The organism is Kutzneria sp. NPDC051319 (assembly GCF_040682195.1).
In the GTDB taxonomy this organism is placed as follows: domain Bacteria; phylum Actinomycetota; class Actinomycetes; order Mycobacteriales; family Pseudonocardiaceae; genus Kutzneria.
Genome location: NZ_JBFBAM010000003.1, coordinates 79,108 through 91,659, shown reverse-complemented (window position 1 = coordinate 91,659; position 12,552 = coordinate 79,108). Strand labels below are relative to the sequence as shown.

At 68.9% G+C, this 12,552-nt stretch carries 13 protein-coding genes; 5 read left to right on the top strand and 8 right to left on the bottom strand.

What is annotated here, in order from left to right:
- Positions 1 to 214 precede the first annotated feature (214 nt).
- The 5 genes from rplI to AB0M73_RS03910 form a co-directional block, all read right to left on the bottom strand.
- Positions 215 to 670 carry a 50S ribosomal protein L9 gene (rplI, locus tag AB0M73_RS03930; RefSeq protein WP_363886510.1) on the bottom strand — a complete coding sequence of 152 codons (456 nt, stop codon included), beginning with the start codon at positions 668 to 670 and terminating at the stop codon, positions 215 to 217.
- A 17-nt stretch (positions 671 to 687) separates the two neighbouring features.
- Positions 688 to 930 carry a 30S ribosomal protein S18 gene (gene rpsR / locus AB0M73_RS03925; protein ID WP_211764534.1) on the bottom strand — a complete coding sequence of 81 codons (243 nt, stop codon included), beginning with the start codon at positions 928 to 930 and terminating at the stop codon, positions 688 to 690.
- 51 nt (positions 931 to 981) lie between these two features.
- Entirely contained in the window at positions 982 to 1,488 is a 507-nt protein-coding gene (locus AB0M73_RS03920; protein WP_363886507.1) for a single-stranded DNA-binding protein, read from the bottom strand.
- A 3-nt stretch (positions 1,489 to 1,491) separates the two neighbouring features.
- Complete coding sequence (gene rpsF / locus AB0M73_RS03915) at positions 1,492 to 1,803, bottom strand: 30S ribosomal protein S6 (RefSeq protein ID WP_363886506.1); 312 nt, start codon at positions 1,801 to 1,803, stop codon at positions 1,492 to 1,494.
- Positions 1,804 to 1,919: 116 nt separating this feature from the next.
- Positions 1,920 to 2,930 (bottom strand): hypothetical protein, encoded by a 1,011-nt coding sequence (locus AB0M73_RS03910; protein ID WP_363886504.1) that lies wholly within the window; start codon positions 2,928 to 2,930, stop codon positions 1,920 to 1,922.
- Between the two features lie 120 nt (positions 2,931 to 3,050).
- Between AB0M73_RS03910 and AB0M73_RS03905 the strand changes: the two genes are divergently transcribed.
- The 5 genes from AB0M73_RS03905 to AB0M73_RS03885 all read left to right on the top strand — a co-directional run bounded on the left by AB0M73_RS03905 (position 3,051) and on the right by AB0M73_RS03885 (position 8,239).
- A complete protein-coding gene (locus AB0M73_RS03905) occupies positions 3,051 to 3,821 on the top strand; it encodes a deoxyribonuclease IV (RefSeq protein ID WP_363886501.1) in 771 nt (256 codons plus the stop codon).
- Positions 3,818 to 5,053: a glycosyltransferase 87 family protein gene (locus AB0M73_RS03900; protein WP_363886500.1), complete on the top strand. Its 1,236-nt coding sequence runs from the start codon at positions 3,818 to 3,820 to the stop codon at positions 5,051 to 5,053. The genes AB0M73_RS03905 and AB0M73_RS03900 overlap by 4 nt, the downstream gene beginning before the upstream one ends.
- On the top strand, positions 5,037 to 6,263 hold the full coding sequence (locus AB0M73_RS03895; protein WP_363886497.1) for a hypothetical protein: 1,227 nt from the start codon (positions 5,037 to 5,039) through the stop codon (positions 6,261 to 6,263). Before AB0M73_RS03900 ends, AB0M73_RS03895 begins: the two co-directional genes overlap by 17 nt.
- A 37-nt stretch (positions 6,264 to 6,300) precedes the next feature.
- Positions 6,301 to 7,500 carry an SGNH/GDSL hydrolase family protein gene (locus tag AB0M73_RS03890; RefSeq protein WP_043720620.1) on the top strand — a complete coding sequence of 400 codons (1,200 nt, stop codon included), beginning with the start codon at positions 6,301 to 6,303 and terminating at the stop codon, positions 7,498 to 7,500.
- 268 nt (positions 7,501 to 7,768) lie between these two features.
- Positions 7,769 to 8,239 carry a hypothetical protein gene (locus AB0M73_RS03885; RefSeq protein WP_363886494.1) on the top strand — a complete coding sequence of 157 codons (471 nt, stop codon included), beginning with the start codon at positions 7,769 to 7,771 and terminating at the stop codon, positions 8,237 to 8,239.
- On the opposite strand, the gene AB0M73_RS03880 is transcribed toward AB0M73_RS03885, so the two are convergent.
- The 3 genes from AB0M73_RS03880 to AB0M73_RS03870 form a co-directional block, all read right to left on the bottom strand.
- Entirely contained in the window at positions 8,209 to 9,786 is a 1,578-nt protein-coding gene (locus AB0M73_RS03880; RefSeq protein WP_363886492.1) for a glycosyltransferase 87 family protein, read from the bottom strand. The two genes, AB0M73_RS03885 and AB0M73_RS03880, sit on opposite strands and share 31 nt — an antisense overlap.
- Positions 9,787 to 10,030: 244 nt before the next feature.
- Positions 10,031 to 10,297, bottom strand: coding sequence for a hypothetical protein (locus tag AB0M73_RS03875; protein WP_363886491.1), 267 nt, complete (start codon positions 10,295 to 10,297; stop codon positions 10,031 to 10,033).
- Between the two features lie 310 nt (positions 10,298 to 10,607).
- Positions 10,608 to 12,548 carry a transglycosylase domain-containing protein gene (locus tag AB0M73_RS03870; RefSeq protein ID WP_363886488.1) on the bottom strand — a complete coding sequence of 647 codons (1,941 nt, stop codon included), beginning with the start codon at positions 12,546 to 12,548 and terminating at the stop codon, positions 10,608 to 10,610.
- Between the last annotated feature and the right edge of the window lie 4 nt (positions 12,549 to 12,552).

The window sequence follows — 12,552 nt, the reverse complement described above, 5'->3', positions numbered from 1 at the left end:
GCGGGAGGTTGGCACGGAACCGCAGGTCAGGGCCTGTGGGTAAGGTGTGGAAAAACTCGCCGCGGAACGACACGGCGTGTCGCGGTCGACCGCCTGTTCGGCGTGTCGCGGCCGGCTCGGTGGCGGGGGCTGTCCACAGCCGTTCGGGTCGGCGCTGCGGCAAACGAGCGAAAGCTCCGCCCGAGGGGACCCCGGGCGGAGCTTGTCGGGTGACTCAGGCGGTGGGCACGACCGAGAGGGTCAGCGCCACCGTCACGTCCGGGTGCAGCCGGACGTTGACCGTGTGCTTGCCGGTCGTCTTGATGTGACCGGCGGTGTCCACGGTCCGCTTGTCGAGCACCGGGCCGCCCGCGGACTTCACGGCGGCGACGATGTCGGCGGTGGTGACCGAGCCGAACAGCTTCTTCGCGTTGGCCGAGGCCTTCGCGGTCAGCGTGATCGGACCCATGTTGTCGATCGCGGACTTGATCTCCTTGGCGTGGTCCAGGTCGCGCACGCGGCGCGTCTCCTGGGCCCGACGGATGGTCGCGACCTGCTTCTGGGCGCCACGGGTCGCGAGGATCGCGAAGCCGCGGGGCAGCAGGTAGTTGCGGCCGTAGCCGTCCTTGACCTCGACCAGGTCGCCGGGGCCGCCGAGACCGCTGACATCGGTGGTGAGGATGAGCTTCATCGGTGCGACTCCTTTCGTCAGCGAGCGGTCGAGGTGTAGGGCAGCAGCGCCATCTCGCGCGAGTTCTTCACCGCGATGGCGATGTCACGCTGGTGCTGCGAGCAGTTGCCGGTCACACGACGCGCGCGGATCTTGCCGCGGTCGGAGATGTACTTGCGCAGCAGCGTGGTGTCCTTGTAGTCGATCAGGTTCGCGCTGGCCTTGTCCTTGCAGAAAACGCAAACCTTCTTCTTGGGCTTGCGCACAGGCGGCTTCGCCATGGGGTCTTCTCCTGGATACTTCTACGTGAATGAGGTCTGCTGGGCCGCGATCTAGAACGGGGGCTCGTCGGCGAAACCGCCGCCGCCGGAGCTCGCCGGGGGCGCGGAGCCCCACGGGTCGTCGACCGGGGCGCTGTTGCCGCCACCGCCGCCGCCGAAACCACCACCGCCGCCGCCAGCACCGCCACCTGCGCGCTGGACCTTGTTGACCTTGGCGTTGGCGTACCGCAGGGACGGGCCGACCTCGTCGACCTCGAGCTCCACGACGGTGCGCTTCTCGCCTTCCTTGGTCTCGTAGGACCGCTGGCGCAGCCGGCCGGTCACGATCACGCGAGCGCCCCGGGTGAGGGACTCGGCGACGTTCTCGGCGGCCTGGCGCCAGATGTTGCAGCGCATGAACAGCGCGTCGCCGTCCTTCCACTCGCCGCTCTGCCGGTCCAGCGTGCGCGGCGTGGCCGCGACGGTGAAGCTGGCGACAGCGGCGCCGGAGGGAGTGAAGCGAAGCTCGGGATCAGCGGTCAGATTTCCGACCACGGTGATCGTCGTCTCGCCCGCCATGGCTCAGGCCTTGGCCTTGACAGCCTTGGCGGGGTCGCGGCGCAGGACCTTGGTGCGCAGCACCGTGTCCTGGAGCGAGAGCTGGCGGTCCAGCTCCTTGACCGCGGCCGGCTCGGCGCTCACGTCGAGCAGCGCGTAGATGCCCTCGGGCTGCTTGTTGATCTCGTACGAGAGGCGGCGCTTGCCCCAGACGTCGACCTTCTCCACGTTGCCGCCGGACGTGCGGATCACGTTGAGAAAGGTGTCCAGAGTCGGAGCGACGGTGCGCTCATCGAGACTGGGGTCCAGGATGACCATCACTTCGTAATGACGCATGGAGACCACTCACCTCCTGTGGACTGGCGCGGCCACGGTCTTTCCGTGGCAGGAGGGCCTGTTGCGTCAGCAACCCAGTGAGGGTAACAGCCGGGGTCCGGTCGGCCGAAATCGCGTCAGGCGACGGCCACTCGGCGTAGCACCCAGGTGCGCACCAGAGCCGCGGTGACGCCGGCCAGCAGGAGCACCGCGATCAGCACCGGGGCGGCCACGCCGCCGCCCGAGCCGGAGCCCGGCAGCGCCTGCGCGCGGCCCGCGGTCTGCACGCCGTCGGCCGAGGAGGTGACGCTGCTGAGGCTGCCGACCTGCGGGGCGTAGCCGGAGACGTTGCCGCCGTAGAGCACGCCGGGGGACGGCGCGAAGTCGCCGGGCACCGCGAACGGCAGGTTGGTGTACGAGAACAGCGGCACCCGGCCGTAGTCGTAGCCCGAGCCGGTGAACTGGTAGAGGTCGACGCCGCCGTTGGTCACGCCGCCGGAGGTGGGGAAGTTCACGCCGCCGCCACCCGAGCCGGAGCCGCCCGTCGAACCGCCGCCGCCGGTCGAACCGCCGGTGCCCCCGGTCCCGCCGGTCGAGCCGCCGCCACCCGTGGAGCCACCGCCCGTGCCGCCGCCGGTGGACCCGCCGCCGCCGGAGCCGCCACCGAGCGCGCCGGTGCCGGTCTGGATCGGCGCGGCGGCCGTGTTCACGCCCTGCACGACGACGCTGCAGCCGGCGGTCAACGCCTGCTGCACGCCGCCGACCAGCAGCCCGAGGACCGGGCCGAGCAGCGGGATGTTCTTGAGCTGGGCGACGACCTGGTTGGCGATGGTGCCGCCGCTGATGACGCCGCTGCCGGTGGGCAGCGCGCCGATCGGGATCGGCGGCAGCGCGGTGAAGGCCTTCTGGAACGGCTGGGCCAGCGGCGGGCCGAGCAGCGGGATGGCGCTGAGCACGCTGGTCACGGGCTGCACGACCGCGCTCGGGCTCAGTGAGACCGGCTGACCGGGCTCGCCCTGCACGGTGGTGGCGCAGCTGCCGATGATGATGGGCGCCGGGGCGGCGTCGGCCGTCGCGGCGAAGCCGAGGGAGCTGGTGGCGAGCATGAGCGCCGCCGCCGTCGCCAGCGTGCCGATTCGCCCTCGCATGCCCACCCCGTCCAGCCGGTGACCCGTCGGTAACTTTCAAATAGGAGAACGACGGTACGTCCGATCGGTGACGCGATGCCATACCCAATTCGTGTTCGATCTTGGACTACCCTGCTGGTCATGCGCATCGGAGCCCACGTCCGCGACGACGACCCGATCGGCGCCGCCCGGGAGCGGGGCGCCGAGGTCGTGCAGTTCTTCCTGGCCGACCCGCAGGGCTGGAAGGCGCCGAAGCCGCATCCGCAGACCGAGCAACTGCTGGCCGGCGACGTCGACGTCTTCGTGCACTCGCCGTACGTCATCAACGTGGCCTCCTCCAACAACCGGATCCGCATCCCGTCGCGCAAGCTCGTCCAGCAGCACGCCACCGCGGCCAAGGCTGTCGGGGCCAAGGGCCTGATCGTGCACGGCGGCCACGTGACCAAGGGCGAGGACGCCGCCGTCGGCTTCGAGAACTGGCGCAAGCTGTTCGAGCGGCAGGCCGAGTCGGGCGGCTTCGACGTGCCGGTCCTGATCGAGAACACCGCGGGCGGCGACAACGCCATGGCCCGCCGGTTCGACGCGCTGGCCCGGCTGTGGGACGCGGTCGGCGAGTTCGGCGCGGGCTTCTGCCTGGACACCTGCCACGCCTTCGCCGCCGGCGAGGACCTGGTCGGCATCGTGGAGCGGGTCAAGGCGATCACCGGCCGCATCGACCTCGTGCACCTGAACAGCTCGCGCGACGAGTTCAACTCGGCGCGGGACCGGCACGCCAACATCGCCGACGGCACGATCGAGCCGGAGCAGCTGGTCGCGGTGCTGGCCGCCGCGCAGGCGCCGGCCGTGGTCGAGACGCCGGACGAGGGCCAGGCCGCCGACATCGAGTTCCTGCGCGCCAAGCTCGGCGGGTGAGAAAGGCCGGACTGGTCCTGCTGGTCCTGCTGTGCGGCTGCACCCTGGCGCTCGGGTACGCGAACAAGGCCCGCTGCACCGGGCCCGGTTATGACGCCGAGGGCCGGACCACACCGTCCTATGAGGTGCGCCGGTACCGGGACGTCTGCTACTCCGACATCCAGCACCTGTGGCTGGGGCGGGACATCGACCAGCACGTCTTCCCGTACGTCGGCGGCGGCATCGACCTCTACGGCCAGCTGACCGGGGGCGCCGTCGAGTACCCGGTGCTGACCGGGCTGCTGATGCGGGCCGGGGCGTGGTTCGCCGACAACGACGGCCAGTACCTCCTGTTCTCCGCGCTGCTACTGGCCCCGTTCGGGCTGCTCACCGGTTTTCTGCTGGGCAGGCTGGCGCGGTGGCGGGCACTGGTGTGGGCGCTGGGCCCGCCGCTGGTGCTGTACGGGTTCCACAACTGGGATCTGCCGGCGGTGGCCTGTTCGGTCGCCGCCTTCTTCTTCGCGCTGCGCAAGGACCGGCCGCTGGTCGCCGCGGCGCTGCTGGGGCTGGGCTTCGCGTTCAAGTTCTATCCGGCGATCTTCGTGTTGCCGCTGGCTCTGTACGTGCTGGGCCGGCGGGGTTCGCTCGACGCCGTGCGGGTGGTGCTGACCTCGGCCGTGGTCGCCGTGCTGGTGAACCTGCCGTTCGTCATCGCGGGCCCCGATGGGTGGGCCGCTTCGATCACGTTCCAGTGGATCAGGCCGGTGGACATCACCTCCAACTCCATCTGGTTCTGGTGGTTCCGTCCGCTGTCCGACCCCGGCAACACCGTGTTCCAGTCGGTGGTCGGCGTGGTGTCGCCGGTGTTGATCCTGGTGTCGTTCGCGGTGGCCCTCGCGGTCGGCCGGCGACGGCAGGAGTTCCCGCTGCTGCCGGTCTGCGGCGCGATGCTGTGCGGATTCCTGTTGCTGTACAAGGTGGATTCCCCGCAGTACACGCTGTGGTTGCTGCCTTTCCTGGTGCTGCTGCCGATCCGTTGGGAGTGGATCGCGGCCTACTTCGCCGTCGACGTCGTGCTCTACCTCGGCGTGTTCCGGTGGTACTACGAGATCGAGAACCGCCTGCCCGACGGCATCTACAACACCGTGGCCGCGCAGGCCGTGGTCGCCGGCGTGTGGGGCCGGGCGATCCTGCTGGCCTGTTTGTTCGTGGTTTTCCTCAAGACGGAGCGGACCAGTGTGGCTGTCACGTGAGCGGGGCTCGGTCGTGCTGCTCGGCGCCGCGCTGGTGGCGTTCCTGGCCGTCACGCACCTGAGCTACAACCTCTACGCCGTGCTGGGCTTGGCGGCGTTGGTCGTGGTGCTGCTGGCTTTTCTCCCCGGTGGCCGCGTGCCGCGCTGGGCCGTCAGCGTCGCCGCCCTGTTGTCATTGGCGGCGCTGCTGCTGAAACCGCCGATCGAGAACGTCGTCACGACGCCTTGGCTGAATGTCGGCATCGCCGTCGGGGCCGTGACCGCCGCCGTGGTGGCCGTGCTGCCGTGGCTGCCGGCGCGCTGGTGGTGGGTCGGGCTTGTGCTGCTCGGCGTCGGATATGCGCTGGTCATCCTGGGCGGACGGCCGCTGATCGATGTGTGGATCATCCTGCGCGACTCCGCCGGCGGCCTGGTGAGCGGGCTCAATCCGTACGAGATGCGCTTCCCCGATGTGCCGCCGGGGCAGACCGACAACTGCTTCAACTACCTCCCGGCGACCTTCCTGCTCACCGCCCCGGCGCAGTGGCTGTTCGGCGACGTTCGGTGGCTGGAGACCGGCTACCTGTTCGGCGCGTGCGCCCTGCTCGGCTGGCACACCCGGCGTTGGCCGCTGGCGCTGCTGATCGGGGTGCTGCCGGGGACGCTGTTCGTGGTGCAGCAGTCCTGGACCGAACCGCTGCTGCTGCTCGGGCTCGTCGCCGGTTACGTGCTGATCGAGCGGGGCCATGCCAACTGGGCGATCGTGCCGCTCGCGCTGGCGTTGGCCACCAAACAGCACCTGGTCGTGCTGATTCCGCTGCTGGCGTTCTGGCCCCGGTTCGGCTGGCGGCGGGTGCTGGCCACATTCGGCTGCGCCGCCCTCGTGTGTCTACCGTGGGTGATCGCCGATCCCGGCCGTTTCCGCACCTGCACAGCCGACTTCTACCTGCTCACGCCGCTGATCGGCCGCTCCGTGTCGCTCTACCAGCTGATCCCCGGGGCGCTCGGCACCGTGGTCGTGGTGGCGGTGCTCGCGCTGGCCTACTGGCTCGTCGTGCGGTCCAAGGCCGGCTTCCTGCTCGGGGCCGGCGTCGTGCTCGCGGCGTTCGACCTGGTCAACAAGCAGACGTTCCTGAACCAGTGGGTGTTCGCCGCCGAACTCCTCGTGGCCGGCCTCGTTGTGATCAGCACCACTCCAGTGGGCGATACCCGGGATCCCGTCCCGGAGTGAAGGTGGAGGTCCGCCGCCGCGGAGGGGAGAGCGTGTCATGCCCAGCCGATTCGGACGTATCGCCCTTGCAGTGTTGTTGGCGCTCGGTGTCACCACCGGCCTCGCGGCCGCCGGGACCTTGGACCGCGCCGCCGGGAACTGGGTGGGGACCTGGGAGGCCTCGCCGGCCACCGGCGTCGACAACACCCCCAACGGTTATCCGAACTACTCGATCCGCAACGTCGTGCACACCAGCGTCGGCGGCAGCCAGGCCCGGATACGGCTCAGCAACCGCTACGGGACCTCGCCCGTCACGTTCGGGCACGTCACCGTGGGTGTGCAGGCCCGCGTCGGCACCGCCGACGCCGCCTCCGTGGTCACCGTGAAGTTCCACGGCAGCGTGTCCACCACGGTCGCCGCCGGGCTCGACGTCGTCAGCGACCCCGTTGCGCTGCGCGTCCCGTCCAACTCGAACCTGCTGGTCACGACCTTCGTGCCGACGCCGTCGGGGCCGGTCACATACCACCCGCTGGCCATGCAGACCTCGTTCTTCACCCGCGACGGCGACCACACCGCCGACACCTGGGGCACCGCCTTCACCGAGAAGACCACGGTGTGGCACTACCTGACCGGCATCGACGTGCTCAATCCCGTCTCCCAGGGCACCGTCGTCACGCTCGGCGACTCCATCACCGACGGCTACGGCTCGACGCCCGACGCCAACCACCGCTGGCCCAACTACCTGTCCGAGCGGCTCGGCCAGCGCTACGGCGTCAACGACGCCGGCATCAGCGCCAACCGGCTGCTGCTCGACGGCGGTGGCGGCGGCGAGGCCGCCATCAAGCGCCTCGACGAGGACGTGCTGTCCCGCACCAACGTGCACAGCATGATCGTGCTGCTCGGCGTCAACGACATCCAGCAGGATCCCCACCAGCTCGACCCCACCAAGATCGAGGGCGCCCTCCAGGACATCGCCCAGCGAGCCCACGCCCGCGGCATCCGCACCATCGCCTCGACCATCCTGCCGTTCAAGGGCTGGGGCGTCTGGACTCCGCAGCTGGAGGCGGTGCGCGCCGCCGTCAACGACTGGATCCGCACCAGCCACGTCTACGACACCGTCCTCGACTTCGACCAGGTCACCCGCGACCCGGCCGACCCGCAGCGCATGCTCCCCCGCTACGACTGCGGCGACCACCTGCACCCCGGTGACGCCGGCTACCAGGCCATGGCCAACGCCATCGACCTCAACTCGCTCTGACCGGGCCGATGCGGCGCTCGCTCAGCCGAGCGCCGCGTTGGTGTCGGCGCGAGCGCTCACCGACGGGCGCGACCGCGCAGGCCGGACGACGCCATCGGCAATGAGCTGGTCCAGTGTCGTCGGCCGTCCGACCGGCACGATCAGCGCGATCGGCTTGCCACGATCGGTGATGGTGAGCGTATGTCCCTGACGAACCTGAGCCAGGTGTCGACTCAGCCACAGAAGGGTGACTGTGTCTCACCCGAGCGCCGGGTGCGAGGATCTCGGCATGTTCCAACCGGGTACCTCGGCGTTCGGCGCGTTCCGGCGACTAGCCCTGTCCGTGTTCTGGGCGTGTGTGCTGTTCGTCGTGGTCGGGCTGGTGATCGTGCTGCCGTCCGCGCCCGCGACGCTCACCCCGTACGCGCTGATCCCGGTGGCGATCGGGGTGGTGGGCGCCTACGCGGTGGGCGTGATCGACAAGCGCAAGACGCCGGCCAAGCGGCCCGATCGCAAGGCGGTGGTCGAGCTGGCCCGGTCGATGATCTTCGCGCGCCTGTTCACGGGCGAGGTCGTGATCATCGCGGGCCTGGTCGTCGGCATGGTCTTCTGGGACCAGACGCCGCTGCTCGCGGCCCTGGTCGTGACCGTGCTGCTGTACACGTGGTGGCTGCGCACCGACAACTTCCTCGGCGCGCTGCACCGCGCCCTCGACCCGGTCGGCGCCGGTCAGCTCACCGACGCCGTCATCAAGCGCTGACGCCTGCGGAACGTGAACTTGTCGGCCGCGCCGTCAAGGAAGCCGCCCATCGGATCGTCGTCCCCGCTGCGGCGCACCAGATCCAGCTCCGGCCGGTAGATCTCGCGGATCACCAGGATGCACAGGCCGATCACCGCCAGATCCCGCAGCACCACGAACGTGAGGAACGGTCCGGCCGGCAGGCCCTTCTTGTCCGTGCCCAGATAGAAGAACATGCGCGGCACCCACACCAGGGCGTCGATCGTCATCCAGGCCAGCAACGGCTTCCAGCGCGGGATCGCCAGCACCGCCAGCGGCACCAGCCACAGCGAGTACTGCGGGCTCCACACCTTGTTGGTGATCAGGAAGGCCGCCACCACCAGCAGGCAGACCTGGGCCAGCCGTGGTCGCATCGGCGCCGACATCGTCACCCAGGCGATGCCCGCGCAGCAGATCAGGAACAGCACCGCGCTGACCGTGTTCAGGATCGTCGGCACCTGGTTCTGGGCCAACGGTCCATCGAAGCCGAGCCAGCCCGTGAAGTACTCGACGACGTTGTACAGCGTGTCCGGATCGACGCCGCGCTCGGTGTTCAGGCGGAAGAACTCCCACCAGCCCGGCCGGTAGAGGATGTAGATCGGCGCGTTCACCGCCGCCCACATCAACAGCGCCGACAGCGTGGTGGTCAGACCCTGCTTCATCTTCCCGCCGCGCCAACACAGCAGCAGCAACGGCCCCAGCAGGAACAACGGGTACAGCTTCGCCGCCCCACCCAGGCCGAGCAGGATGCCGGCCAGCACCGGCTTCTTCTTCGCCCAGGCCAGCAACGCCGCCGTCGCGAACGCCACCGCCAGCGTGTCGAAGTTCGTGAACGCCTGCACGATGACCAGCGGCGACACCGCCACCAGCGCCGCGTCCCACATCCGACGGCCGGCTATTCGCATCACCGACCACACCACCACCAGCCAGGCCAGCGACAGGAAGAAGGAGACGAAGTCGAAGTAGGCCACCACCGTCATCGTGAACGGCAATATGCCGCTGCCCGCGATGGAGATGTAGCCCTGCGCCAGCTTCGCGTTGAACCACTGGAACACGCCCGTCAGCACCGGGTACTCCATGTACCGGATGTGCGCCTGCGGCGTGCCCTCGCCGTCCACCCAGGACGTGCGGTACGGGAACATGCCCGGCTGGTCCAGCCGCTCCGCCGTGTACAGCGGCACCACGTCCGAGTAGCACATGGCCACGTACTGGCGGTTGCCGCTCCAGTCCAGCTGGAGCACGCCCTTGTCGTCCTTGACCGTCTGCACGCACGGCGACTTCTGCAGCCAGCCCAGCGCCAGGATCACCACCGCCAGCAGCAGAATCACCCGCCCGGCCGTCCAGAACCACTGCCGCCCCACCGACGCGTGCCGGCCGAGCGGGCCGCCGAACGGTCGGCTCAGCGACCGGACCAGCGACTCCGTCCAGGTGGGCGCGACCCGCTCGTCCGGCCCCAGCGACTCGGTGTCCTCCAACAGGGAGGTGCCGGTCGGCTGCACGGACTCGATCCCATCCGGTTCACCTGACACCCGAGGCATGCTACGGGCACCCACGTGTGCGCGGAGTCAGCGGTGCGCTACACCAACTGGCTGATGGAGCCCGTGAAGATGCTCGCCGGCGCGATAACCGGTATGCCACACGACTTCCACGGTAGGAAAATTGTCGCGGTCGTCATGAGGTGATGTGGCCGCACCCCGCCCTGTCGGGGAATCTTCATCTCCGACAGGGCGGGGTGTATGGCATTTAACTCAACAGTGAGGAAGAACGAACCTGTCAGTTGATCCAGACGTACAGGTCGTAATCCCAGTCGATCCAGTCGAAGTCACATTCGTACTGCGGCCAGGTACCCTGGTTGACGCCGTTCTGGCCGAATGAGTTGCACTGGTCAGAGGTGTCGAAGTGGCCGAAGTAGTCCCAGTATCCCAGTGGTGACTGGGCGGCGGCGCTGTGGGTCGGAGCGGCGGAAGCCGTAGCAGACATGGTGACCGTCGAGGTCAGCGCCGCTGCGACGACGGCAACAGCCATAAGTGTCTTACGCATTGATAACCTTTCGCTTGAAATCCACGTGCACATGCCCGAACTACCTCACGATGAGGTGGTTCGATTTCGTATGTGAACACGCGGGGCGGAGAACGCCCCGTGCTGAATTTTCCAGCGATCACCCCCTGGAATGGAACCTAGCAGTGGGAGTGACTTTCGTCAACATAGATATTGTCGCGTGTCGCCGGTTGTATCGATGGTGAAATAGTCCGTGTTGTCCGTTTGTGAGCTGCCTTTGGGGTAGCCCATTGCTGTCTGGTGGCGCTCGGCTCGGGCTTGTGGGTGATTGTCGGACGCATTTGGCTGTTGCTTACCGTGCGGATGGAGTCGTCGTAGGGTTGTGCTCGACGGTTGTCGGGAACGACTCCGGCGGCGTGCCGGCGGCCTTGAGGTAGGTGTTCATGAAGGCCTGCCAGATCTTGCCGGGCAGGCCGCTGCCGACGATGGGATTGCCGTCCTTGTCGCGGATCGGCTCGTAGCGGTCGGAGCCGACCCACACCGAGGCGGCCAGCGAGCGGGTGTAGCCGACGGTCCAGGCCTTGGCGTTGTCGTGGCCGTCGAGGGGCTGGGCGCCGGTCTTCACAGCCGTCGGCCACTTGTCGGCGAGGCCGAGGGCGTTCTGCTGCGCGCCGTTGGCCAGGGCGGCGGTGACGGAGTCGGCGATCTGCTGGCTGTTGGGTCCGAACGCGGCGGCTGCGTCGTCGGGGCGCTCGAAGCTGCGGCCGTCGCCGAAGGTGATCTTGCTGATGAAGTGCGGAGACCGGCGCTGCCCGTCGGCGGCCAGCGTGGCGTAGGCGGCGGCCAGGTCGATCGGGCGGACCTGGGTGGAGCCGCCGCCGTTGGCGATGTTGATGTCCGGGTTGCCGCCGTTCTCCCCGGCCAGCAGCTTCGTGCCGTCGACCTCGCCGGGCACGCCGGCCTGGTGCGCGGCGTCGGCGACGGCCTTGGTGCTGACCCGGTTGTAGACGAGGTTGGCGAACTCGGTGCTGATCGAGTACTGCAACGCCTGGGCCAGCGTGCACGACGACTTGCACGGGTAGCTGCCCTCGGCGTTCGTGATCTGCCGCGCGTCGAACGTCTGCGGCGAGGCCGAGCTGAAGACCGAACTCGTGCCGATGCCCTGTTGCAGCGCGGCGACCAGGTCGAACGGCTGGAAGGCGGTGCCCGGCTGCTGCAGGGTCTGGGCGTTGTCGGTGGTGCCCGGGCCGGAATTGCCCCAGTACGCGGTGATGCCACCCGTTTTCGGGTTCACCGCGACCAGCGCCTGCCGCAGCGACCGCGGCTGTCCGTTCATCACGGAGTTGACCGCCTGCTCGGCGGCGTCCTGGGCCTTGGGGTCGACCGTGGTGTAGATCTTCACGCCCTGGCGCTCGGCCTGATCCTCCGTGAGGCCGAAGGGCTGCTGGGCCAGCTCGTCCAGCACCTGGTCCTCGATGGCCTGCCGCGGCCCGGACAGCGACGTCGGCCGCGCCTTGTCCCGGTCGATCAGCGCCGGTGGCGCCGTGAAGTCGGACCGCTCGCTCGTCGACAGCCAGCTCTTGTCGACCATCTGCTGCATCACGTTCTGCCAGCGCCACAACCGGTAGGCGGCGTCCTCGCTCTTGCTCGGCCCCTGGATCATGCCGGCCAGCTGCGCCGCCTCGGACGGGGTGAGCTGATCGAGCTCCTTGCCGAAGTAGGCCTGCGCGCCCGCCCTGACCCCGTACGCGCCGCGTCCGAAGTAGACGGTGTTGAGGTATGCGGTGAGAATGTCCTCTTTGGACCGTTCGTTGTTCATCTTGAACGCCGCCACCAGTTCCGTCCACTTGCGGCCGAGGTTGGGGGCGTCGTCGCCGGTGGCCTGCTTGACGTACTGCTGGGTGATGCCCGAGCCGCCGCTGTGCCCGCCGGACAGCTGGATCCACACCGCCCGCACGATCGACTTCACGTCGAAGCCGGCATTCTCCTCGAACGTCGCGTCCTCGGCGGCGAACACCGCGTGCTTGACCACGTCCGGGATCTGCTCGTAGCTCACCTTCGACCGCGTGCCCTCGGGTGCGATGTCCACCATCTTCGAGCCGTCGGCGTAGTACAGCGACACCGTCTGCGTCTCCTGCGACGCGATCGCGTCCGGATCGGGCACGTCGACCAGGAAGTAGGTGATCACGAACGCCGCCACCGGCACGAGAAAGGCGGCGGACACCAGCACGTAGCACGTGCGTCGGATCCGCCGCCAGTCCCGCTTCTTCTTGCTGTCCCCCTGCTCCGCCACATCA